The organism is Microbacterium sp. ZW3a (genome assembly GCF_057167165.1).
The window spans coordinates 760,841-783,324 of record NZ_CM169903.1; the positions used below are offsets into that span (position 1 = coordinate 760,841).

At 71.3% G+C, this 22,484-nt stretch carries 21 protein-coding genes; 13 read left to right on the plus strand and 8 right to left on the minus strand.

Annotation, left to right across the window (positions count from 1 at the left end):
• Positions 1-6: 6 nt before the first annotated feature.
• From ACU6WY_RS03545 to ACU6WY_RS03555, 3 genes are all read right to left on the minus strand, one after another.
• Positions 7-960 carry a hypothetical protein gene (locus ACU6WY_RS03545; RefSeq protein WP_483821088.1) on the minus strand — a complete coding sequence of 318 codons (954 nt, stop codon included), beginning with the start codon at positions 958-960 and terminating at the stop codon, positions 7-9.
• 195 nt (positions 961-1,155) lie between these two features.
• A complete protein-coding gene (locus tag ACU6WY_RS03550) occupies positions 1,156-2,826 on the minus strand; it encodes a phospho-sugar mutase (RefSeq protein WP_483821089.1) in 1,671 nt (556 codons plus the stop codon).
• The gene (locus ACU6WY_RS03555; protein ID WP_483821090.1) at positions 2,823-3,656 is read right to left on the minus strand and encodes a purine-nucleoside phosphorylase; all 834 of its coding nucleotides are present in this window, start codon (positions 3,654-3,656) and stop codon (positions 2,823-2,825) included. The genes ACU6WY_RS03550 and ACU6WY_RS03555 overlap by 4 nt, the downstream gene beginning before the upstream one ends.
• 67 nt (positions 3,657-3,723) lie before the next feature.
• Between ACU6WY_RS03555 and ACU6WY_RS03560 the strand changes: the two genes are divergently transcribed.
• Entirely contained in the window at positions 3,724-5,184 is a 1,461-nt protein-coding gene (locus ACU6WY_RS03560; protein ID WP_483821091.1) for an NAD(P)H-quinone dehydrogenase, read from the plus strand.
• A 24-nt stretch (positions 5,185-5,208) separates the two neighbouring features.
• Here the strand turns inward: ACU6WY_RS03560 and ACU6WY_RS03565 are convergent, their stop codons facing one another.
• The 3 genes from ACU6WY_RS03565 to ACU6WY_RS03575 all read right to left on the minus strand — a co-directional run bounded on the left by ACU6WY_RS03565 (position 5,209) and on the right by ACU6WY_RS03575 (position 8,497).
• Complete coding sequence (locus ACU6WY_RS03565; RefSeq protein ID WP_483821092.1) at positions 5,209-6,000, minus strand: NlpC/P60 family protein; 792 nt, start codon at positions 5,998-6,000, stop codon at positions 5,209-5,211.
• Between the two features lie 5 nt (positions 6,001-6,005).
• Positions 6,006-7,772: an acetyl/propionyl/methylcrotonyl-CoA carboxylase subunit alpha gene (locus tag ACU6WY_RS03570; RefSeq protein WP_483821093.1), complete on the minus strand. Its 1,767-nt coding sequence runs from the start codon at positions 7,770-7,772 to the stop codon at positions 6,006-6,008.
• A 77-nt stretch (positions 7,773-7,849) separates the two neighbouring features.
• Positions 7,850-8,497: a Maf family protein gene (locus tag ACU6WY_RS03575; protein ID WP_483821094.1), complete on the minus strand. Its 648-nt coding sequence runs from the start codon at positions 8,495-8,497 to the stop codon at positions 7,850-7,852.
• 58 nt (positions 8,498-8,555) lie between these two features.
• On the opposite strand from ACU6WY_RS03575, the gene ACU6WY_RS03580 reads away from it, so the two are divergent.
• Genes ACU6WY_RS03580 through ACU6WY_RS03595 form a run of 4 tightly spaced genes read left to right on the plus strand, consistent with a single transcriptional unit; the run spans position 8,556 to position 12,811 of the window.
• Entirely contained in the window at positions 8,556-9,803 is a 1,248-nt protein-coding gene (locus ACU6WY_RS03580) for a class I SAM-dependent RNA methyltransferase (protein WP_483821095.1), read from the plus strand.
• A 59-nt stretch (positions 9,804-9,862) separates the two neighbouring features.
• Positions 9,863-10,528, plus strand: coding sequence for a response regulator transcription factor (locus ACU6WY_RS03585; RefSeq protein WP_483821096.1), 666 nt, complete (start codon positions 9,863-9,865; stop codon positions 10,526-10,528).
• The gene (locus ACU6WY_RS03590; protein ID WP_483821097.1) at positions 10,521-11,777 is read left to right on the plus strand and encodes a sensor histidine kinase; all 1,257 of its coding nucleotides are present in this window, start codon (positions 10,521-10,523) and stop codon (positions 11,775-11,777) included. The genes ACU6WY_RS03585 and ACU6WY_RS03590 overlap by 8 nt, the downstream gene beginning before the upstream one ends.
• On the plus strand, positions 11,774-12,811 hold the full coding sequence (locus ACU6WY_RS03595) for a hypothetical protein (protein ID WP_483821098.1): 1,038 nt from the start codon (positions 11,774-11,776) through the stop codon (positions 12,809-12,811). The genes ACU6WY_RS03590 and ACU6WY_RS03595 overlap by 4 nt, the downstream gene beginning before the upstream one ends.
• A gap of 336 nt (positions 12,812-13,147) precedes the next feature.
• On the opposite strand, the gene ACU6WY_RS03600 is transcribed toward ACU6WY_RS03595, so the two are convergent.
• Both ACU6WY_RS03600 and ACU6WY_RS03605 read right to left on the minus strand, forming a co-directional pair.
• The gene (locus ACU6WY_RS03600; protein ID WP_483821099.1) at positions 13,148-13,384 is read right to left on the minus strand and encodes an acyl-CoA carboxylase subunit epsilon; all 237 of its coding nucleotides are present in this window, start codon (positions 13,382-13,384) and stop codon (positions 13,148-13,150) included.
• Positions 13,381-14,970 carry an acyl-CoA carboxylase subunit beta gene (locus ACU6WY_RS03605; protein ID WP_483821100.1) on the minus strand — a complete coding sequence of 530 codons (1,590 nt, stop codon included), beginning with the start codon at positions 14,968-14,970 and terminating at the stop codon, positions 13,381-13,383. Before ACU6WY_RS03605 ends, ACU6WY_RS03600 begins: the two co-directional genes overlap by 4 nt.
• Before the next feature lie 157 nt (positions 14,971-15,127).
• On the opposite strand from ACU6WY_RS03605, the gene ACU6WY_RS03610 reads away from it, so the two are divergent.
• The 8 genes from ACU6WY_RS03610 (at position 15,128) to ACU6WY_RS03645 (ending at position 22,465) form a co-directional block, all read left to right on the plus strand.
• On the plus strand, positions 15,128-15,910 hold the full coding sequence (locus tag ACU6WY_RS03610; protein WP_483821101.1) for a biotin--[acetyl-CoA-carboxylase] ligase: 783 nt from the start codon (positions 15,128-15,130) through the stop codon (positions 15,908-15,910).
• Between the two features lie 60 nt (positions 15,911-15,970).
• The gene (locus tag ACU6WY_RS03615; RefSeq protein WP_483821102.1) at positions 15,971-16,525 is read left to right on the plus strand and encodes a PH domain-containing protein; all 555 of its coding nucleotides are present in this window, start codon (positions 15,971-15,973) and stop codon (positions 16,523-16,525) included.
• Positions 16,526-16,669: 144 nt separating this feature from the next.
• On the plus strand, positions 16,670-17,803 hold the full coding sequence (locus tag ACU6WY_RS03620) for a 5-(carboxyamino)imidazole ribonucleotide synthase (RefSeq protein ID WP_483821103.1): 1,134 nt from the start codon (positions 16,670-16,672) through the stop codon (positions 17,801-17,803).
• A 94-nt stretch (positions 17,804-17,897) separates the two neighbouring features.
• Positions 17,898-18,365: a 5-(carboxyamino)imidazole ribonucleotide mutase gene (gene purE / locus ACU6WY_RS03625; protein WP_483821844.1), complete on the plus strand. Its 468-nt coding sequence runs from the start codon at positions 17,898-17,900 to the stop codon at positions 18,363-18,365.
• Positions 18,362-19,828, plus strand: coding sequence for an LCP family protein (locus ACU6WY_RS03630; RefSeq protein WP_483821104.1), 1,467 nt, complete (start codon positions 18,362-18,364; stop codon positions 19,826-19,828). The genes purE and ACU6WY_RS03630 overlap by 4 nt, the downstream gene beginning before the upstream one ends.
• A complete protein-coding gene (locus ACU6WY_RS03635; RefSeq protein ID WP_483821105.1) occupies positions 19,825-20,928 on the plus strand; it encodes a glycosyltransferase in 1,104 nt (367 codons plus the stop codon). The genes ACU6WY_RS03630 and ACU6WY_RS03635 overlap by 4 nt, the downstream gene beginning before the upstream one ends.
• Before the next feature lie 22 nt (positions 20,929-20,950).
• Positions 20,951-21,886, plus strand: coding sequence for a glycosyltransferase family 2 protein (locus tag ACU6WY_RS03640; protein WP_483821106.1), 936 nt, complete (start codon positions 20,951-20,953; stop codon positions 21,884-21,886).
• A 54-nt stretch (positions 21,887-21,940) separates the two neighbouring features.
• The gene (locus tag ACU6WY_RS03645; protein WP_483821107.1) at positions 21,941-22,465 is read left to right on the plus strand and encodes a hypothetical protein; all 525 of its coding nucleotides are present in this window, start codon (positions 21,941-21,943) and stop codon (positions 22,463-22,465) included.
• Positions 22,466-22,484 lie beyond the last annotated feature (19 nt).

Genomic DNA, 22,484 nt, shown 5'->3' on the forward strand with positions numbered 1-22,484 from the left:
CTCTGGTCAGGGCGGTGTGATGCCGAAGGCGGCCAGACGGCGCCCCAGTGTGGCCGCATCACCCACGTGTTCCCACCCCCATCGAGCGAAGCGACGTTGCGTTGTGCCGCGGATCCAGTCCTCTCGGCGCTTCTCATCGTCGATGACGCGGTGCGGCGTCCGTCCCGCCGCGGAGGCGAGTTCACGGTACTTTGCCTTTCCGTCGAACTCACCCCAGGCGTTGACGTCGTCCAGACCGAAGTCGACCCAGAACGTGCTGCCCTGTGGACCGGCGACCGGTACCTGGAGGGACGGCGGCGCGTAACCGAGGTCGAGGAGCCGCAACCGGCTCACACTCTCGCCCGGGAGCTGCGCCCGCCCGTCGGCGAGGAGCAGAGCCCGCTCGGCGGCGCGGCGACCACGGGTGGAGAGCCGGGCCCACCTCAACGCCTCTTCGCGGAAGCGCGCCGCCTCCTCGACGTCGTACGCGCCGGGCGGACGGAACGCTCGCTGCCGGAGTGCGGCGTCGGCGATACTCACCGCGACGTCGCGTGCTTCGGTCCGGGCGACATCCGCCACCGTTCGGGCTAGAGGTGTGCAGCGGATCCCGTCCAGCTCGACGTCGTGCCCGTGACCGGCGACGTTTCGATGTCGGACGACCCCGACGGCACCGCTCGGGCGGGAATCGGAGGTCAGGACATGCAGCAAGCCGTCGTCTCGTAGACAGGGCAGCCCGTGCGCCGCAGCGGCTGTGAGACCGCAGAACGTCGGACGCGTTGCGCTCACGAGGTCGAGCGCTCGCGCCCGGATGATGATCTTCTCCTCCCGGGTCAGCCCGTCGACATCGGCCCCGCGGGCATACACTCCGGGGCGGATCGCCCGCAGGTACCCGGTCTCGACCTCACGGCGGATACGGCGAGAGTGCCACCCGTGCTCGTCGAGGTGGGAGCGCCGGATGAGAGGCACGGTACCCGCTGTCATGCCTCCACTGTGGCGCTGTTCCGCGCTGCGCGAAGCGCCGATCCGGCGTTCTGTGGACGGAATCGTGTCCGCCGCGGCGGGGGAGGAACACGCCAGGATGCGGAGCGGGGCGCGATCCGTGCAGTGGGGCGAACGATGACCGCCCCACTGCACGAAACGCGCCCCAAGCCCGAGGAGCCTAGAGGCGGCAGAACCTCAGCGCAGCGACGCCAGCAGCTCCTCGGCACCGGCGCGCAGCGCGTCGAGGCGGCGGCGCGCCTTCTTCGCCGACGCCCCGCGCACGTCGAGGTACAGCTTGAGCTTCGGCTCGGTGCCGCTGGGGCGCACGATGAGCCGCGAGCCGTCGTCGAGCCAGATCCGCAGCACGTCGCCCGGGGGCAGGCCATCGACGCCGTCGAGCAGGTCGTCGACCTTCGACACGGCGACCTCGCCCACCGCGGCGGGCGGCTGGGCGCGAAGGGATGCCATGATCCCGGTGATTTCACTGACGTCGGTCACGCGCACCGAGATCTGGTCGCTGACGAACGCGCCGAACGTGTCACGGAACTCCTGCAGGAGGTCGGCGACCGTGCGGCCCTCGGCGCGCGCGGCGACGGCCATGTCCAGGAGTGCGACGGCCGCGGAGATGCCGTCTTTGTCGCGCACGGTGTCGGGGTTGACGAGATACCCCAGGGCCTCTTCGAAGCCGTAGACGATGCCCGGGGCTCGCGAGATCCACTTGAAACCCGTGAGGGTCGCGTGGAAGTCGAGACCGTAGTGCTCGGCGACGGCCTGCAGCCCCGGCGACGACACGAGCGAGCACGCGAGCGATCCGCCGGTGCCGCTCGCAGCGGCGGCACGCGCGGCGCGCCAGCCCAGCAACAGCCCGATCTCGTTGCCGGTGAGGCGGCGCCAGCCGCCGTCGGCCTCGGCATCCGGAATCGCGACGGCGAGGCGATCGGCATCCGGGTCGTTCGCGATCACGAGCTCGGCGTCGCACGCGCGCGCCGTCTCGAAGGACAGGTCCATCGCGCCCGGTTCCTCGGGGTTCGGGAACGCGACGGTGGGGAAGCGGCCGTCGGGCTCGATCTGCGCCGCGACGACGGTCGGTTCGGGGTATCCGGCCGTGGCCAGGACGCGCGCGACGGTCTCCCATCCGACACCGTGCATCGCGGTGTACACCCAGCGCAGACCCTCGGCCCCGGCGGGGGCGGGGGCGACGGCCGCGGTCGCGGCGACATAGGCCTCGACCACCGACTCGGGCGCGTTCTCGAACCCCACCGAGCGGGGGAGGACGGTGACGTCGCCCTCGTCGGCCACGCGCTGGATGTGCGCGGCGATCTCGGCGTCGGCGGGCGAGACGATCTGCGCGCCGGCGTCCGCGCCGCCGAGGTAGACCTTGTAGCCGTTGTCGTCCGGCGGGTTGTGGCTGGCGGTGACCATGACGCCGGCGTCGGCGCCGAGGTGGCGCACCGCGAACGCGAGCACGGGGGTCGGCAGCATACGCGGGAGCAGGATCGCCCGGAGTCCCGCGCCGGCGAAGATCTCGACCGAGTCGCGGGCGAACACGTCGGAGTTGCGACGACCGTCGTACCCGACCACGACGGTCGGCGTCTCCGCCCCCGCCTTCTCCCGCAGGTACGCGGCGAACCCCGCGGCGGCCTGCGCCACGAGCACCCGGTTCATGCGGTTGGGGCCGGCCCCGAGGGTTCCGCGCAGGCCGGCGGTGCCGAAAGCCAACCGCGTCGCGAAGCGGTCGGCGAGATCCGCCTCGGCCTCGGTCGACCCCTCCTCGACACGCTCCAGCAGGGAAGACAGTTCCTCGCGGGTCACGGCATCCGGATCCTGGGCGAGCCAGGCGCGGGCCGCCTCGACGAACCCGCTCACAGCGCGCCGATCACGCGGGCGAGCAGGGCGGAGATCACCGGTTCGGCCTCGCGCCCGGCCTCGAGCACCTCGTCGTGGCTGAGGGGCGTCTTCTGGATGCCGGCGGCCAGGTTCGTGATGAGCGAGAAGCCCAGGATCTCCATGCCCGCCTGTCGCGCGGCGATCGCCTCGAGGGCGGTGGACATGCCGACGATGTGCCCGCCGAGGGTCTTGGCCATCTGCACCTCGGCCGGCGTCTCGTAGTGCGGCCCCCGGAACTGCGTGTAGACGCCCTCGTCGAGGGTCGGGTCGATCGATCGAGCCAGGTCACGCAGGCGCGTCGAGTACAGGTCGGTGAGGTCGATGAAGGTCGCGCCCTCGAGGGGGGAGTCGGCGGTGAGGTTGATGTGGTCGCTGATGAGCACGGGCTGCCCGGGCTTCCACGTTTCGCGGATGCCGCCCGCGCCGTTGGTGAGGATCATCGTCGTCGCGCCCGTCGCCGCAGCGGTGCGGACGCTGTGCACGACCCGGCGCACGCCGTGGCCCTCGTAGTAGTGGGTGCGCGCGCCGATGACGAGGACGTTCTTGCCGCCGGGGGTGCGGACGCTCCGGAGCGTGCCGACGTGACCCTCGAGCGCGGGCCGTGAGAAGCCGACGACCTCGGTCGCGGGGAACGACGCGGTCTCCTCGCCGATCAGCTCGGCGGCGCGGCCCCAGCCGCTCCCGAGGGTGACGGCGATGTCGTGGCGCTCGACGCCGGAGAGGCGCGCGATGTCCGCGGCCGCCGCCGCGGCGATCTCGAACGGGTCGGCCGCCGGGTCGTCGAGCGGGTGAAGTGTGCTGTGTGCCATGGACCCACTCTAGAAAGCCGTCGCGCGCGGGGCCAGGCGCGCGGGCCGCGCGTCGCACTAGGCAAGAATGGATGCCATGGTGCAGAGCTTCGAGCGCAAGCAGTCCGTCGCGATCGTCGGAGGCGGCCCCGGGGGCTATGAGGCGGCGCTGTCGGCCGCGCAGCTCGGTGCCGACGTGACCCTCGTCGAGCGGGCGGGGGTGGGTGGTTCGGCGGTCATCACCGACGTCGTACCCTCCAAGACCCTGATCGCCACGGCGGACGCGGCCGTGGCCATCCGCGGCGCGAGCGACCTCGGCGTTCAACTGTTCGCCAAGGACGACCGCGGCAAGCCGCTCACGCCCGAGGTGGCCATCAATCTCGCGGCGGTGAACCAGCGGCTGCTCTCGCTCGCGCGGCAGCAGTCCGACGACATGCGCGCCTCGCTGTTGGAGGCGGGCGTGCGTATCATCTCCGGCCACGGGCGCCTCGACGGTTCGGGCGCGGTGGTCGTTTCGACCGAGCCCGGCGGCACCGACTTCGACCGCATCGAGGCCGAGACCCTCGTGGTGTCGGTCGGCGCGTCACCCCGCGAACTGCCCTCGGCCCAGCCCGACGGGGAGCGCATCCTCACCTGGACCCAGCTCTACGACATGAAGTCGGTGCCGCAGCACCTCATCGTCGTGGGCTCGGGCGTCACGGGCGCCGAGTTCGCCTCGGCCTACATGAACCTCGGCGCGAAGGTGACGCTCGTCTCCAGCCGTGACCAGGTGCTCCCGGGCGAAGACCAGGATGCCGCGGCGGTGCTCGAGCGCGTGTTCCAGCGCGGCGGCATGACGCTGCTGTCGAAGGCCCGGGCCGATTCGGTCGTCAACACCGGCGACGGTGTGGTCGTGACGCTCGCCGACGGTCGCACGATCGAGGGCAGCCACTGCCTCATGGCGGTCGGATCCATTCCGAACACCGCCGGGATCGGCCTGGAGCAGGCCGGCGTGCAGATGACCCCGTCGGGCCACATCCGCGTCAACCGCGTCGCCCGCACCTCGGTGCCGAACATCTACGCCGCGGGTGACTGCACCAACTTCTTCCCCCTCGCCTCGGTGGCATCCATGCAGGGCCGTCAGGCCGTGTTCCACGCTCTCGGCGACATCGTGATCCCGCTCGAGACGCGCCGCATCACCGCGAACATCTTCACGGCCCCCGAAATCGCCACGGTCGGCTTCAGCGAGCAGGACGTCGTCGACGGGCGGTTCAAGGGCGTCGTCAAGAAGCTGCCGCTGTCGGCCAACCCCCGCGCGAAGATGCAGGGCATCACCGACGGCTTCGTGAAGATCATCGCGCGACAGGGGAGCGGTACCGTCATGGGCGGTGTCATCGTCGGCCCGCGCGCGTCGGAGCTCATCTACCCGATCGCGATCGCCGTGGAGCGCCGCCTCACCGTCGACCAGGTGGCGCGCGTGTTCGCGGTGTACCCGTCGCTCACCTCGAGCATCACCGACGCCGCCCGCGCGATGCACATCATCGATCGCGACGACCCCGGCGAGGACTGACCCTCCCGGCCGCCGGCGGCGCCGTCAGTCGGCGATGATCCGGTGCGCCCAGGCGGTGCCGCGCGCGTACCAGCCGGTCCGACGGTAGGGGCGGATGCGAATGCCCGCCGGGATCGGGGTCCGGCGCGCATCGAGCACGCTGGCGCCGTGGGCATCGATGACGAGGGGCGCGGTGCCGAGCCCCGTTCCGCACGTTCCGAGCCACAGGACCGCGTGCGAGACCGCCCCGGCGTCGGATCGCACGTAGACGATGTCCGCAGGCTTCACCTCGGCGACCAGCTCGTCGTAGCCGCCCTCGATCTGCGTGACGCGCGCCGACCGGAACCGTCCCTCCACCGGTGCACGGTGCAGCTCCGCCTGCGCCGCGATCCCCGTGGGCAGGTCGATACCGAGGGCGTACGAGAAGACGAAGCCGAGAAAATTGCTGCAGTCCAGCCCGGGGCCGCGGCGCCCGCTGCGCACGTCTTTCCACGGCCAGGTCGGTGGCGGGTTCCATGCGGGAACGTGATGGTGCTGGTAGTCGAGGCCGATCAACGCCGCGGCCACCGAGATCACGCGTTCGCGCGCCGTCGTGGCATCCATCGGCGGGGACGGCGGGGGATACGCCCGCGCCCGGGGACCCCACGAACCCCACCGTGTCGCGGTGTCGGCGGTATACCACTCGGATGCCGCGACCACCGCCTGCGCCGAGGGGTCGTTCCAGGGCCACGCGTCCAACCCCGCGAGCCGCACCGAATCGGGCGTCGTGAACCGCACGTCGTAGGGCGAGCGGTACCCCGGCGCCACGTCGATGGGGCTCAGGGGCTCCAGCGCCATCGACGTCAGCTGATCAGCAGCAGCTGGTGCCCGGCCGCGACGGTGGTGCCGGCGCTCGCGTCGATGCCGCCGACCGTGCCGTCCTTGTGTGCCTGGATCGGCTGCTCCATCTTCATCGCCTCTAGGACGACGACGAGGTCGCCCTTGACGACCTGCTGCCCCTCCTCGACGGCGACCTTGACCACGGTCGCCTGCATCGGTGACTTCACCGCGTCGCCGGTGGCACCGGCGGTCGGCGAAGCACCGTGCGCGCGGCGCGACGGCGGGGCCGTGGCGGGGCGTCCGGGCTTGCCGGCCGGCGCGGAGATGCGGTCGGGCAGGCTCACCTCGAGGCGCTTGCCGCCGACCTCGACCACGACCGTGTGCCGGCCGGGCGCCTCGGTCGGAGCCTCGGGCTCACCGTCCCACGCCGGGATGTCGTTGACGAATTCGGTCTCGATCCACCGGGTGTACACGCCGAAGCGGCCGTCCTCGGCGGTGAAGGCGGGGTCGCGCACGACCTGGCGGTGGAAGGGCAGCACGGTGGGGAGCCCCGCGACTTCGAACTCATCGAGGGCACGGCGCGCGCGCTCGAGGGCCTCGGCGCGGTCGCGGCCGGTCACGATGATCTTCGCCAGCAGCGAGTCGAACGCGCCCGAGACGCTGTCGCCCGCCGTCACGCCCGAGTCCAGACGGATGCCGGGGCCGCCGAAGGTCTTGAAGACGTGGATGGGGCCCGGCTGGGGGAGGAAACCTCGACCGGGGTCTTCACCGTTGATGCGGAACTCGATCGAGTGGCCCACCGGGGCGGGGTCGTCGTAGCCGAGATCTTCGCCCTCGGCGATACGGAACTGCTCGCGCACGAGATCGAGGCCGGTGATCTCTTCCGACACGGGGTGTTCGACCTGCAGGCGCGTGTTGACCTCGAGGAACGAGATGGTGCCGTCGGCACCGATGAGGAACTCGCACGTTCCGGCCCCGACGTAGCCGACCTCGCGGAGGATCGCCTTGGATGCCGAGTACAGCACCGCGTTCTGCTCGTCGGTGAGGAAGGGGGCCGGGGCCTCTTCGACGAGCTTCTGGTGCCGACGCTGGAGGGAGCAGTCGCGGGTAGAGACCACCACGACGGTGCCGGCCGCGTCGGCGAGGCACTGGGTCTCGACGTGCCGTGGCTTGTCGAGGTACTTCTCGACGAAGCACTCGCCGCGCCCGAACGCGGCGACGGCTTCGCGCGTGGCCGACTCGAACATCTCGGCGACCTCGTCGAGTTCGCGGGCGACCTTCAGGCCGCGCCCGCCGCCGCCGTACGCGGCTTTGATCGCGATCGGCAGACCCACCTGCTCGGCGAACGCGATCACCTCGTCGGCACCCGCGACCGGTCCGGGCGTGCCGGGCGCGAGGGGAGCTCCGACCTTCTCGGCGACGTGGCGCGCGGTGACCTTGTCACCGAGGGCCTCGATGGCCTCGGGTGAGGGGCCGATCCAGATGAGACCCGCGCCGATCACGGCGCGCGCGAAGTCGGCGTTCTCGGCGAGGAAGCCGTACCCGGGGTGCACGGCATCGGCGCCGGAACGGCGCGCGACCGACAGGATCTTCTCGATGGAGAGGTAGGTGTCGGCGCTCGTGGCGCCGTCGAGCGCGTAGGCCTCGTCGGCGAGGCGGGTGTGCAGGGCGTCTCGGTCCTGGTCGGCGTAGACGGCGACGGAGGCCTTACCCGAATCGCGTGCGGCGCGGATGACACGGACGGCGATCTCGCCGCGGTTGGCGACGAGTACCTTGGCGATCTTCGGCATCCTCCCAGCCTATCGAGGGGAGGTGCGCGCCTTTTGACCCTCCTCGACAAGAAACGCCGAAAAACGTGGGGGAGACCCTACGAACGGTTCCACAGTGCGGGCCAGGATCCCCCCAGTTCGCGCACGAGCCGTCGGACGGTCGAGAGCGACATCCCCACCACCGTCGAGGGGTCTCCCTCGACGCTCTCGATGAAGGCCCCGCCGAGGCTGTCGACGGTGAACGCGCCCGCCACCTGCAGCGGTTCCCCGCTGGCGACGTACGCGGCGATCTCGTCGTCGTCGACGTCGGCGGCGAAGGTCACCGACGCCTCGGCCACGGCGAACGCCTCGCGCGGCTCCTCGCCCGGAGTCAGCCGGAACACACTGTGCCCCGAGTGGAGCACCCCGGTGCGCCCGCGCATCTCGCGCCAGCGCGCCGTGGCGTTCTCGGGCGTGTAGGGCTTACCGAGGATCTCGTCTCCCAATGCGAACATCGAGTCGCCGCCGATCACGACGCCGTCGAAGCCGGGATCCTCCTCGCGGAGCCTGTCGGCGACGTCGGCGGCCTTGCGCCTCGCGAGCAGCAGCACGTGCTCCGGCGCCGGGAGCCGACGCCCCTCCGCGGCCTCGACCTCGGCGACCACCGCTTCCTCGTCCACTCGTGGCGCGCGAGCCTCGGGCTCGATGCCGGCCTGCCGCAGGAGCATGAGTCGGGCGGGAGAAGTGGATGCCAAGCACACGCGCATGCGTCCACGCTACCGACGGCGCGGGCCGGGGAAGCACCGGGTGTGACAGGCTCGACGAATGCACGACGGCGACCTCATCGATCTCGACATCACCGGCATCGCTCACGGCGGCATTTTCGTCGGCCGACACGAGGGCCGCGTGGTCTTCGTTCCCGACACCCTTCCGGGCGAGCGCGTGCGCGTGCGCCTCACCGACACCCGTAAGAAGGCCTTCTGGCGCGCCGAGACCCTCGAGGTGCTCGACGCCGCCCCCGAGCGCCAGCGGCACGTGTGGGAGGCCGCCGCGATCGACCGCGCGCCGGAGGAGCGCGCCGGCGGTGCCGAGTTCGGGCATATCGCCCTCCCCCACCAGCGGGCGCTGAAGGAGCGCGTTCTCCGCGAGTCCCTCGAGCGCGTCGGCCGGCTGGAGCTGCCCGTCGAAGTGCACCCCGCCGGCGACGACGAGACGGCCGGCGGCACGGGCTGGCGGACGCGCGTGAGCCTGCACGTCGACGACGACGGCCGGATCGGCCCTTTCGCCGCACGATCCCACCGCGTCGTCGAGACGACCGACCTGCCGCTGGCGACCCCGGAGATCGCTCGTGCCGCCGCCGAGCTGCGCGGCGCCGCGCCCGGCCGCATCGATCTCGTGCAGCCCGCCGACGGGCGTGTCCGGGTCTTGCCGCGGCCCGACGGCGCCAAGCCCGGCGGTGCGACCGAGGTGATCGAGGAGCGCGTGGGTGACCGTGCCTTCCGCGTCGACGTGGGCGGCTTCTGGCAGGTGCACCGCTTGGCCGCTCCCACTCTTTCTGCCGTGGTGACCGACCGCGTGCGCGCCATCGTCGGCGATCTCGACCCGGATGCCGCCCACCTCGACCTGTACGGCGGAGTGGGTCTGTTCGCGGCGGCGCTGGCGGAGCTGGGCGGCCCGTCCACGCGCATCACCAGCGTCGAGAGCGACGCACGGGCGACCGAGCACGCGGGGGAGAACCTCGCCGAGTGGGTGGGCGCGCGGGCCGAGACGGCGCGCGTCGACCGGTTCGTGGCGCGCCTGGCGGCGGACGCATCCGAGCGTGAACGGGCGCGGTTGTCCCGCGGGGTGGCGCTGCTCGACCCGCCGCGGGCGGGTGCTGGTCGCGAGGTCGTGGAGGGTCTCGTGGCGCTCGATCCCGCCGCCGTCGTCTACGTCGCGTGCGACCCCGTTGCCCTGGCTCGAGATCTGGGAACGTTCGCCGCGCACGGGTACCACGTCGAGGGCGGTGTGCACGGCCTCGACCTCTTTCCGAACTCGCATCACGTCGAGGCAGTCGTCGTGCTCCGACGCTGAACCGCGACGGCCTGTGGACACTCCCCGATGGCGGGGGAGTGCGCAGATACGATGAGGAGATGACGCGCGTCGCCCTTATCGATGACCACGAATCGGTCCGCCTCGGCCTCGAGGCTGCGCTGGTACGCACCGACTCGTTCGACGTGGTCTCGTCGGGGGCGAACGTCGCGGCCTACCTCGAGTGGCGGCGCGCTGGCGGAGAAGCTCCCGCCGACGTCGTCGTCCTCGATCTGACGCTCGGTGACGGCACCACGGTGTCCGAGAATGTCGAGCGCGTCGTGCGCGACGGCTCGAGCGTCATCATCCACAGCGTCGCCGACCGCCCGGCCGCGGTGCGCGAGGCGCTCGCCGCGGGAGCGGCGGGGATCGTGAGCAAGTCTTCTCCGACGCACGAGGTGCTCGCCGCGATCGCCACCGTGGCACGGGGAGAACTGCTCGACAACGTCGAGTGGGCCAGTGCCGTCGAGGGCGACCGCGACTTCGCCGACGCGCAGCTGTCGGCGCGAGAGCGCGAGGTACTGCGTCTGTACGCCGCCGGCCTGCCGCTCAAGGCTGTCGCCGACCGTTTGGGCGTGGCGTACTCGACCGCGAAAGAGAACATCACGCGGGTACGGGTCAAGTACGTCGAGGTCGGCCGCCCCGCACCGACGAAGGTCGATCTGCTCCGCCGGGCGATGGAAGACGGCATCCTCCACGATGCGCCCGAGACCGCACGCGATGCCTGAGATTCGCCGGTCGGTTCTCGACGAGGCGTGGGGGAGGATCCCTCACACCCGTGAGACCAGCGACGATCCGGGCTCCTTCACCCAGAAGCGGATCGAGCGGGTCATCACGATCCTGGTCGGGCCGGCCTGCCTCATCCTGGGCGTCCAGGCCTTCGTCGCCGCTTTCGCTCCGAGTGACGAGGCTCCGGGCTGGCATTTGCCGCTCGTGGTCGGCGTCTTCGTCCCCCTCCTGGCGATGGTGGCCGCCTGCGCCTTCGGACGCTTCGAGCGCCTGTTCTCCGGCATCTTCGCGGTCGTGTTCCTGATCGCCCTCACGCTGTGGCCGGTCGCGACGGCTGGCGGGCCGCCGCCTTCTCCGACCGCCAACCCGTGGATCTTCTACCTCATCAACGTGGCGACGGTCGCGACGGTGGTGGCCTTTCCTCTGCCGCTGCAGATCGCCTGGACGATCGCGGCGCCGCTGATGTTCGGCGTGGTGCGGCTCCTGCAGGCAGGGGGGCGCCCGGAGTTCCTCCTCCCCGTGGCCCTCGACGTCTCGTTCGCCCTGCTGCTGGGCAGCGTTCTGGTAACCCTGCCCTGGATGTACCGCTCCATCGCGGCCAACGTCGACGAGACTCGGGCTCGCGCGGTGGCCAGTTACGCCTCGGCGGCGGCGACCGCCGCGACCGAGCACGAGCGGGTCGCGGTCGCCGCCCTCATGCACGACAGCGTGCTCGGGGCGCTTCTGGCCGCGGAGCGCGCGTCGACGCCCCGCGAGCGCACGCTCGCCGTGAGCATGGCGCGCGAGGCTCTCACCCGGCTCGCCAATGCCGAGAAAGACGCCCTCGAGGGCAGCGACGAACCGGTGGATGCCACGGCTCTCGCCGATGACATCGAGGCCTCCGCCCGCGACTTCGGCGTGGATCTGGTCGTCGTGCGCCGCGTGCAGGAGGCGACTCCGCGCGTTCCCGGCCGTGTGGCGCGCGCGCTCGTTCTGGCCGCGATGCAGGCAGTCGCCAACGCCGTGCAGCACGCCGAGGCGCAGGCGCTGTCGGTGGAGGTCATCGGCTCAGCCGCCCCCGGCGGCCTCACGATCCGGGTACGCGACGCCGGGCGCGGGTTCGACGTCGACGCGATCCCGGCCGATCGGCTCGGCATCCGGGGGTCGATCATCGCTCGCGTCACCGCCGTCGGAGGGCGCTCGACCGTCGATTCGAGCCCGGCGGGCACGACCGTGACCCTCGAATGGGAGAGCGGGGACCGCTGGTGACCGTCCGCTCCATCCTCTCGGGCGTCGGCCTCGCCTTCACGGCGTACCTGGCCGCCCGGAGTCTTCTCTGGACGCTCCCCGACGCCGTCGAGCGGGGGTGGTTGCTGGTGGCCGCTCTCGTGCTGTACCTGCCGATCACGTGGCTGTGGATTCTCCTGCCCACCTCACGACGTGCGGCCACCGACCCCACGGGCCCGGGACCGCGGGCGTCGATACCGCGCTGGGCGGTGGCACTGGCGTTGCTGGCGGCGACCGTGGTTCCCAACGCCGCCTTCGCCGCCGTCGACGAGTCCGGTCGCACCCAGCCGTTCGTCACGTGGGTCATCGGTGGCATCGGTGCGCTCATGACGGTGGTGATGGTGCGGCGCCGTCCCGCGGTCGCGTGGATCGGTACCGGAATCCTGTCGGTGTCTGCTGCGCTGTGGCTCGGACCGCTGTCAGCCCTGAGTCTGGGCCTCGTGGGCTCGCTCGTGTGGGTGGCGGCCGCGCAGTTGATCTCGATCGCCCTCGATCGTGTCGCCCGCGACGCCGAGCAGCTGGCCGAGCTTCAGCAGGCGGCGTCGGCGTGGCAGGCGTCGCAGAGCGGACGCCAGCGAGAACGGCGTCTGCACGTGCAGCGCGCGCTCCAGGTGGCCGGCCCGGTCCTCGGTCGCACGATCGAGACGGGCGGAAACCTGCGCCCGAGTGAGAAGGAGGCGGCACGCCTGGCGGAGCAGAGCCTCCGCGACGAGCTGCGCAGCCCTCGCCTCCTCGACGACGCCGTACGCACGCAGATCGACGCCGCGCGTCGGCGGGGCATGGCCGTGCTCCTCTTCGACGAAGGCGGGCTCGAGGGGCTTCCGTCGGACGCGCTCGAGGCGATCCGGGCAGAACTGGCGGGCATCGTCGGCTCGGCCTCGTCGCAGAGGCTCATCATCCGCACGTCGCCGCACCACGAGGTGGCCGTGACGGTCGTCGGTCGGTCGTCACGCGTCGGTGCAGGGGGCGATGACGACGAGGTCGACCTGTGGAAGGAGATCCGCCGGCCGCAGTGACACGCGGCCCCGCCGCTCCTGAGTCGTGGGCGACGGGAACGGCGGGACACCGGGCGGGTGCGCTGGGGCACGGAACGACGGTTCGGCGGTGCTCGGGCACACCGAACGTGTCGATCCGAGGACCGGGGGGATCCAGCGGCGCCACGACGTGTGGGGTGAGGGGCGGCGAAGCCGCCCGCCCCTCACCCAGGCGAACGGTTACCCGAAAACCGTTCGCAAGGCCGGGACCGGCTCGATGGAGCGGACCGACCGAACGCGTGATGCGTTCCAGCTCCTCCAGTATTCGTGAGGGGCGCGACGGCGTCTGTAGGTATTTCGGGGGACAGTTCCGCCGTGTCAGCCGGTGAAGCCGCTCCACCCCGCGTGACGGTTGAGCGGGGTGCGCAGCCCGCGCGCCGAGAGCTCCCAGCGCGAGCGGGTCGGAGTCTCGGGCGCCGTAGCATCCGCCGCCTCCCCCGCGTAGGCCTCGTCGGCGACCACGATCACCGCCGCCAGCTCCTCGGGCGTGGGCATACCGCGCACGACCTGTGTCACGGCGGGCGGCAGATCGGCGGCGGAGTCGACGCCGCTCACAGCGGGATGTTCCCGTGCTTCTTGGCCGGAAGGCTCGCGCGCTTGTTGCGCAACGCGCGCAGGGCTTTGGCGATCGAGACGCGCGTCTGCGCCGGTTCGATGATGCCGTCGAGCTCGCCGCGCTCGGCCGCAAGGAAGGGCGAGGCGACGTTGTAGGTGTACTCGTTGGCGAGACGCGTGCGCACGGCCGCGACGTCTTCGCCGGCCTCCTCGGCGCGCTTGATCTCACCGCGGTAGAGGATGTTGACCGCGCCCTGGCCGCCCATGACGGCGATCTCGGCCGTGGGCCACGCGAGGTTGATGTCGGCGCCGAGCTGCTTGGAACCCATGACGATGTACGCGCCGCCATAGGCCTTGCGCAGGATCACGGTGACCAGTGGCACGGTGGCCTCGGCGTAGGCGTACAGCAGCTTCGCGCCGCGGCGGATGACGCCGGTCCACTCCTGGTCGGTACCGGGAAGGTACCCGGGCACGTCGACGAGCGTGACGATGGGGATCGAGAAGGCGTCGCAGAAGCGCACGAACCGGCTGGCCTTTTCGCCCGCGTCGATGTTCAGGGTGCCGGCCATCTGCGAGGGCTGGTTCGCGATGATTCCGACTGTACGGCCCTCGATGCGGCCGAACCCGATGACGATGTTCGGGGCGAACAGCGGCTGCACCTCGAGGAACTCCCCGCCATCGACGAGACCCGAGATGACGGTGTGGATGTCGTAGGGCTGGTTCGGGGAGTCGGGGATGACGGTGTTCAGCGCGCGGTCGGCATCCGTCGTCTCGAACTCGAACGGCGTCTCGTACGTCGGAATCTCGGCGAGGTTGTTGTCGGGCAGGAAGCCGATGAGCGCGCGGGCGTAGTCGATCGCGTCGTCCTCGTCGTCGGCGAGGTAGTGCGCGACGCCCGAGCGGGTGTTGTGGGTGTGGGCGCCGCCCAGTTCCTCCATGCCGACGTCTTCGCCGGTGACGGTCTTGATCACGTCGGGGCCGGTGACGAACATCTGGCTCGTCTTGTCGACCATGATCACGAAGTCGGTGAGCGCGGGGGAGTACACCGCGCCGCCGGCAGCGGGGCCCATGATGAGCGAAATCTGGGGGATGACGCCAGAGGCCGCGGTGTTGAGGCGGAAGATCTCGCCGTACTTGCCGAGGGCCACCACACCCTCCTGAATGCGGGCGCCGCCCGAATCGAGGATGCCGATGATCGGGATGCCGCTGCGCAGGGCGAGCTCCATGACCTTGATGATCTTGTCGCCGGCGACTTCGCCGAGCGAACCCCCGAAGGTGGAGAAGTCCTGCGCGTAGACCGCCACCGTACGGCCGTGGATGGTGCCGGTGCCGGTGACGACCGAGTCGCCGTAGGGGCGCGCCTTGTCCATGCCGAACGCGGTCGTGCGGTGGCGCACGTACTCGTCGAGCTCGACGAATGAGCCGGGATCGACCAGCATCTCGATGCGCTCGCGAGCGGTGAGCTTGCCCTTGGCGTGCTGCTTGGTGCGCGCGGCGGCTTCGGCATCGACGACCGCCTCCTGGAACCTCGTGCGCAGGTCGGCGATCTTGCCGGCGGTCGTGGAGAGATCAGGCTGGTCGGTCACGCTTTCCACCCTAGCGACCGGTTCCACACCGATGTTGGAGGGTGCACACAAGCACCCTGGCCTGACGCTGTGGCATCCGTCCATCTCGACGCGAGGGTCGTCGCCCGAGACAGCGCAACCGGATGCCGATGTCCCCGGCGTTGCCTAGGGTGTGGGCATGCCGATCCCCGCCGCCGGATTCCCGCTCACCGCCGCTCTCAGCCCGCGCCTGCAGGTGGTCGAGACCACCGACTCCACCAACGCCGACGTCATTGCCGCGGCCCTGGCCGACCCCGCTGGCTGGCCGCACCTGTCGCTTCTCGTCACCGATGACCAGCGTGCGGGGCGCGGGCGTCTGGATCGCACCTGGACCGCGCCGCCGGGAACCGCCCTCGCCGTCTCGGTCGTCATCGACGCCGGGCGTGTGCCCGTCGAGATGCGCGGCTGGATCCCGCTCGTGGCCGGCGCGGCGATGACCCGCGCGGTGCGCGCCCGGCTCGGGGGGCACGGGAGCACGGCCGAGCTGAAGTGGCCGAACGATGTCCTCGTCGAGGGCGGCAAGATCTGCGGCATCCTGGCCCAGGCCGTTCCGGGCACCCTCGACACGGTGGTCGTGGGCGCGGGAGTCAACACCCGGATGAGCCGCGTCGACCTGCCCGTGTCGACGGCGACCTCGTTCGCGGCGATCGGTATCGACGTCGATGACGACCGGCTGCTCGCCGACTACCTCGAGGCCCTGGGGGAGTACGTCGCGGCGCTGTCGACCGGCGACGTCTCTCGCGTGCACCGTGACGTCGAGAAGCTCTGCGCCACCGTCGGGCGAGAGGTCTCGGTGTCGCTCCCCGATGGGCAGACGGTGCAGGGGCGGGTCGCGCGCCTCGACGACACCGGGCGACTGGTCGTGGAATCCGGCACGATCGAGACCGTCGTGTCGGCCGGCGACGTCGTGCACGTGCGCTGACCTCGGCCGGCTCCCGCGTGTACGGGCGCGATGGGGGCGCAGCGCCCGCAGAATGAACGTGTGACCCAGCCGACCAACTACGGAGGCCGACCGCGCACGCCGGCTCCCGGCGAGGCGGCGCCCGAACGGCGCATTGCGCGCCTGCGCGGGCACGCACGGCGGTTGTTCTGGTCGGCCCTCGTGCTGATCGCGGTTGCGGGGGCGACGAGCTACTTCTACGACAACCTCCCTGAGCCTTTCGAGAACTGGATGCTGCTGACCGCGGCGGGTGCGCTCGTGCTGCTGCTTGTCGTCGTGCCCTTCATCGTGTGGCTGTCGCACTCGTGGACGATCACGACCCGTCGTGTCATCGAGCGTGCGGGCTTCTTCGGATCGACCACGCGCGAGATCTCGCACGTGCGGGGATACGCGATCCAGATGCGCCGGGGGATCATTCAGCGACTCTGGGGCGCCGGAACCCTCACGCTCTCCAACGGTGTCGAGCCGCCCCTGCGGCTGAAGAACGTGCCGCACGCCGTGCTCGTGCACGAGACGCTCGTCGACCAGGTCGAGGTGAACCAGATCCTCGCGCACCGTGACTCGCAAGCGCAGGGGTCCGGCTCCGTCGACCTCTGACGCTCTTCCCGCTCCACCCCTCGCGATAAACGGCATCCACGGCGAAAAACGCACTGCCAAGGCGTTTCTTCGCGGGAATGCCGTTTATCGCGACGAGGGCGCGCCGCCCGCGTGCAGCACAATGGACGGGACGGAGGGAGCGGCATGGCGCTGCGAGTCGGAGTGGTCGGTGGCGGACAGCTGGCGCGAATGATGATCGCGCCCGCCGAGGAGCTCGGGATCGACATTCGCGTCCTCGCCGAGGACGAGGGGATGTCGGCGGCTCTGGCGGCCACCGCCGTGGGCGACTACCGCGACGCCGAGACGGTGCTGCGCTTCGCTCGCGAGGTCGACGTCGTCACCTTCGACCACGAGCACGTCCCGCAGGACGTGCTGGCAGCGCTCGTCGAGGCCGGCGTCGCCGTCCACCCGGGACCGGCCCCGCTGGCCGTGGCCCAGGACAAGCTCGTGATGCGCGCGCGCATGGCCGAGCTCGGGATGCCGCAGCCCGACTGGGCGGCGATCGCCGACGCCTCGGAGCTCCAGGACTTCCTCGACGCGCACGGCGGTCGCGCCGTGGTCAAGACCCCGCGTGGCGGCTATGACGGCAAGGGCGTGCGGGTGGTGTCGGCCGCGACCGAGGCCGACGACTGGTTCACCGCGCTCGCCGAGGACGCCAACGGCGGAGCCCTGCTGGTCGAGGAACTCGTCGACTTCACGCGCGAGCTGGCCCAGCAGGTCGCTCGGCGCCCCTCCGGTGAGGTCCGCGTCTACCCCCTCGTCGCCACGACCCAGCGCGACGGCGTGTGCGCCGAGGTCATCGCTCCGGCCCCGCGCGCGGGCGAGCGGATCGAGCGCGCCGCCGCCGAGATCGGCGTCGCGGTGGCCGAAGGCCTCGGGGTGACCGGGATGCTGGCGGTCGAGCTGTTCGAGACGACCGATGAGCGCATCCTCGTCAACGAGCTCGCCATGCGGCCGCACAACAGCGGTCACTGGACCCAGGACGGAGCCGTGACGAGCCAGTTCGAGCAGCACCTGCGCGCGGTGCTCGATCTCCCGCTCGGATCGACCGCGGCGGTGGCGCCCTGGACGGTCATGATCAACATCCTGGGTGGGCCGGCCGAGGGCGGGCTCACCGAGCGGTTCGCCCCGGCGATGGCGGCGCATCCGGCGGCAAAGATCCACACCTACGGCAAAGCACCGCGGCCCGGCCGCAAGGTCGGACACGTCAACGTCGCGGGCGACGACCTCGACGATGCCGTCTACGAGGCGCGGGCGGCGGCGGCATTCTTCGACTGAGCGCGCCGTTGCGCGATCTTCCAGCGACCCGCCCTAGCCTGGACCGGTGACCCGGCCGCTGCATTCTTCCGAGACGCCCGTGGTCGGCGTCGTCATGGGCTCCGACTCCGACTGGCGCGTGATGAGCGACGCCTCGCAGATGCTCACCGAGTTCGGCATCCCGCACGAGGTCGAGGTGGTCTCGGCCCACCGCACGCCCGACAAGCTGATCCGCTACGGGCGCGAGGCCCGCGGGCGGGGTCTGCGGGCCATCATCGCCGGCGCGGGCGGCGCTGCGCACCTCCCCGGCATGCTGGCCTCGGTCACCGCGCTCCCGGTCATCGGGGTGCCGGTGCAGTTGTCGACGCTCGACGGTCTCGACTCGCTGCTGAGCATCGTGCAGATGCCGGCGGGGATCCCCGTGGCCACCGTCTCGATCAACGGCGCAAAGAACGCCGGTCTCCTCGCCGCCCGCATCCTCGCCACGGCCGATCCGGCCCTGGGCGACCGGGTCGAGGCGTACGCTGCCGACCTCGAGGCGCAGGTGGAGGAGAAGAACCGGCGTCTGAAGGACTCCCTGTGACACTCACCGCCCCACCGCGCCCGCGCACCCGCCAGCCGCTCGTCGAGTCGCGGCCGCTGCGCAACCCCGACGTCTCGTCGCGCGAGGTGATGACGCGTCGCGGGTGGTGGCTGATCCTGCTCAACGTTCTCGTGCCCGGGTCGGCGCAGGTCCTCGCCGGAAACCGCCGCCTCGGCCGCTTCGGACTGGGCGCGACGGTGTTCCTCTGGGTGGCGCTCGTTCTCATCGTGGTGGGGGCGCTGCTGTCGCCGAGCGGGCTGTTCGCGCTGGCGACCGGCTCGTTCATCCCCGACTTCCTGTCGTGGTTCCGGTGGGTACCGCTCACGCTCGTGCAGGTCGTGCTCGTCGGCTACGTCGTGCTGTGGATCGTGCTGACCGTCGACACCCTGCGCCTGGTGCGCCTGGTGCGCGTCGGGCCGATCGCGCGGTTCGCCATCGCGCTCGTCTCCGTAGGGCTGCTCGTGTTGTTCGGTTCGGGAGCGGCGTGGGCGGCGCACACGGCGGGGACGACGCGGGATGCCTTCGCCTCGATCTTCGCGGAGTCCGCTCCCGTCGTCCCCCCGTCGGACGGGTATTACAACATCCTCCTGCTCGGCGCCGACTCGGGGGAGGGGCGTGATTCCCTGCGCTTCGACTCGATCTCGGTGGTCTCGGTCAACGCCGACACGGGTGCCGTGACCATTACCGGCATCCCGCGAGACATGCCGAACTTCCCGTTCGCTCCCGGCCCGATGCAGGACGAGTATCCCGACGGACACGAGGGGAAGTTCAGCGAGACCTGCGGCTGGGGGAGCGGCGTGAACCAGCTGCGCACCGAGGTCGAGATCTGCCAGGACGGCAACGCCCTGTACCCCGACGCGTTCGCGAACGGCTCAGAGCCCGGGATCGAGGCGACGAAGGATGCCGCGGAGGGGATCCTCGGCATCCAGATCCCGTATTACGTGCTCATCGACATGAAGGGGTTCGCCGATATGGTCGACGCCCTCGGCGGTGTCGACATCACGGTCGACGAACGCCTGCCGAAGGGCGGCCCCGCCTACGACGGGCAGCCTGTCGACGACTGGGCGTTCGGATGGATCGAACCGGGGGCGCAGCACATGGACGGCGACACCGCGCAGTGGTACGCCCGTTCGCGGTACACCACGAGCGACTTCGACCGTATGCGGCGCCAGCGTCAGCTGCAGGAGGCGATCCTCGCGCAGACGAACCCGCAGAACGTGCTCGCGAATTACTCGCAGATCGCCGATGCCGGTACCGCGCTCCTGAAGACCGACCTGCCGCAGGGCCTCATCGCCCCGACCCTGGTCGATCTCGCGCTGAAGGCGAAGGACCAGCCCGTCACGACGATCGAGCTCACCCCCGAGGGGGGTGTCGACGAGTTCGACCCCGACTACGCCGCCGTCCAGCAGATGGTGCGCGACGCGCTTCATCCGCCCACCGAGACGGAGGCACCCGCGCCGTGACCGTCACCCTTCGCGTCGTGCTGGATCAGCTCGTCGCGCCCACCTCGCGCGATCTCGCCGAGGCCTCCGCCTCGCTCGCCCAGGCGCTCGTCGACACCGCCCCGCGCGGCTGCGACGTTGCCGCGATCGTGCCCTCCCCGGGTCTCCCCGACGACGCCGGCGTCTCGGGCCTGTCGGCCGAGACGCGTCTGTCGATGCGCCGCCGCGAGCTCGCGGCATCCTGGCAGTTGGGGGTGGCTCCCGGGATCGGTCGCGGGCTCATCCACTCGCCGACGCCCCTCGCCCCGCTCGTGCGCCACGATCGCGTGAACGAGACGCACCAGATCGTCGTGACGCTGTGGGATCTGCGCGCGTGGGAGACGCCCGACGAGCTGCCCAGGGCCGAGGTGCTGGCCTCCCGCGCGCTGCTCTCGCGCGTGGCCAAGCACGCCGACGCCGTCATCGTGCCCTCGCACGCGATGGCCGAGCGGCTGGCCGAGGTGGCCAAAGCGAAGCTGGTGGCGAAGATCCGCGTCATCGGGGGCGCCCCGGTGACCGGGTTCCGTGTGCCCTCGGATGCCGTGGGGCGGCTGCGCGCGCTCGACCTGCCGTCGTCGTTCCTCGCGCTGTCGGGCGGTGCCGCCGACTCGGATGGACTCGCGGCCGCTTTCGCCGGGATCGCCGCCGCCGGATGGGACGGCGACGTCGTCGTGATCGACGTGCCCGAGGGGGAGGAGCCCGCGGTGGTCGAGCTGGCCTCCGCCGAAGGGATCTCCGAGTCCCGCGTGCACGCGCGGGGCGACCTCGACCCGTGGGATCGCGCCGCCGTGCTCTCTCACGCCGCGGTGTTCCTGGCCTCGAGCACCCGGACGGACTGGCCGTGGCGCGCCGTCGACGCTCTCGCGGTGGGGGTCCCGATCGCCGCGCTCGACACGCCCGTGCACCGCGAGGCGCTGGGCGACGCGGCCGTCTTCGCCGCCGCCGATGACCTCGGCTCCGTGGTGGAACGCGCCCTGGGCGAGGATGCCGCGCGCTTGCGCGTGCTCTCGGGCGATCGCGCGAAGGGCTTCGCGTGGAACGCCGCGGCCGACCGCGTGTGGGCGTTGCACGCGGAGCTTTAGGCGCGCCCCTAAGCTCGACGGCATGACTGAGCGCGTCGGGATCGTCGTCCGCACACGGCAGCGACCGGAGTTCCTGCGCCGTGCACTCGCCGACATTGGCGTGCAGACGTTCACCGATCATCGGGTCGTCATCGTCAATGACGGGGGCGATCCGGCGGAAGTCGAGCACGTGGTCGCCGACTCTCCGGTCCGTGTCGATATCGTCCACATTGCACCGGGCGAGGGTGGTCGCTGCATCGCCGCCAACGTCGGGGTGCGCGCAGTGAAGACGGAGTTCGTCGTCTTGCACGACGACGACGATCGCTGGCATCCGGAGTTCCTCGCGCGGACGGTCGGTTGGCTCGACGAGAACCCGACCGACGCGGCCGTGGCCGTACCGACAGAGATCGTCTACGAGGAGCAGCGCGGCGACCGGTGGGTCGAGGTCGGTCGCGCGCCGTTCTGGGCCGGGATGCAGCGCATCTCGCTCACCGAGATGCTGAGCGTCAACCGTGCGGTGCCCATCTCGGTGCTCTACCGCACAGCCGTCCACGGCGAGGCGGGGTGGTACGACGAATCGCTCGACGCGGTCGAGGACTGGGACTTCTACCTCCGTATCCTCGCGCGGGCGGGGTTCGGGTTCCTCGTCGGCGAGCCGCTGGCGTACTGGACGCAGAGACCAGATGCCACCGGTGTCGCCGCGAACAGCATGTTCGGACTCGCCGCAGAGCACGCGCGCGACGATGCGGTGGTGCGCGATCGCGCGCTGGCCGAGTGGGTGCGACGGGAGGGGGAGGGCCTGCCGCTGTACCTCGCCGCGCTCCAGACAGAGATGCTCGCCCGGCTCGACGAGCGCGCCAACGAAAGCGCCGCACGCCTCCGGGCGGAGATCCGCGAAGATCTGAGACGGGAGATCGATGCCCACCAACCGCTATGGTCGCGCCTGCGTCGGCTGCGGCGCCGTGCGGGGCGCGGCTGACCCTGTGCGGCGTGGCAGCCGTCGATCCGCGTTGCGGCATCGCAAAATGATCGCGTGATCCCCGTGAACGACGCCCCGCATCCCCCTTCGACGACGAAGGTCCTCCGTTGGGTCGCCAGCGCCGGCGTCAGCACCGCCCTGGCGCTGGCCCTTGCTGCGTGCGCGACTCCGACCGGCGGAGCGAGCGCGTCGCCGAGCATGACTTCCTCGCCCACAGCCTCCGCGACGCCGACTCCGGTCGACTCGCCGACGCCGGAGCCCTCGTCGAGCCCCGATGAGACCGCTGCCCCGTTCAATGGCGAAGTCCTCCTCATCACCGCGGAGGTCCTCGACGGGCAGCTCCAGGTCACGGCGATGGTGCCGAAGGTCTCCGAAGACGACGGGACGTGCACGCTCGAGGTCGTCGGTACCGACCGCGCGGTCTCGGTGACCAGCACCGCGGGCAACGATGTGACCTACTGCGGCGTGATGTCGGTTCCCGCCGATGCCGCTGCCGCCGACTTGCAGTTCCGTGTGCGCTACGAATCACCGTCGACACGCGCAGAATCGGCCGTTTCGACGGTCGCGCCGGCGTCGTGATCGCCCGGTCCCGCAGTCG

Coding starts and splice junctions, on each gene's coding strand:
- ACU6WY_RS03555 (WP_483821090.1), bottom strand. CDS start 3,656: ATGGCACACAGCACACTTCACCCGCTCGACGACCCGGCGGCCGACCCG.
- ACU6WY_RS03580 (WP_483821095.1), top strand. CDS start 8,556: ATGCACGACGGCGACCTCATCGATCTCGACATCACCGGCATCGCTCAC.
- ACU6WY_RS03565 (WP_483821092.1), bottom strand. CDS start 6,000: ATGGCGCTGGAGCCCCTGAGCCCCATCGACGTGGCGCCGGGGTACCGC.
- purE (WP_483821844.1), top strand. CDS start 17,898: ATGGGCTCCGACTCCGACTGGCGCGTGATGAGCGACGCCTCGCAGATG.
- ACU6WY_RS03570 (WP_483821093.1), bottom strand. CDS start 7,772: ATGCCGAAGATCGCCAAGGTACTCGTCGCCAACCGCGGCGAGATCGCC.
- ACU6WY_RS03640 (WP_483821106.1), top strand. CDS start 20,951: ATGACTGAGCGCGTCGGGATCGTCGTCCGCACACGGCAGCGACCGGAG.
- ACU6WY_RS03545 (WP_483821088.1), bottom strand. CDS start 960: ATGACAGCGGGTACCGTGCCTCTCATCCGGCGCTCCCACCTCGACGAG.
- ACU6WY_RS03585 (WP_483821096.1), top strand. CDS start 9,863: ATGACGCGCGTCGCCCTTATCGATGACCACGAATCGGTCCGCCTCGGC.
- ACU6WY_RS03620 (WP_483821103.1), top strand. CDS start 16,670: ATGGCGCTGCGAGTCGGAGTGGTCGGTGGCGGACAGCTGGCGCGAATG.
- ACU6WY_RS03560 (WP_483821091.1), top strand. CDS start 3,724: ATGGATGCCATGGTGCAGAGCTTCGAGCGCAAGCAGTCCGTCGCGATC.
- ACU6WY_RS03590 (WP_483821097.1), top strand. CDS start 10,521: ATGCCTGAGATTCGCCGGTCGGTTCTCGACGAGGCGTGGGGGAGGATC.
- ACU6WY_RS03610 (WP_483821101.1), top strand. CDS start 15,128: ATGCCGATCCCCGCCGCCGGATTCCCGCTCACCGCCGCTCTCAGCCCG.
- ACU6WY_RS03575 (WP_483821094.1), bottom strand. CDS start 8,497: ATGCGCGTGTGCTTGGCATCCACTTCTCCCGCCCGACTCATGCTCCTG.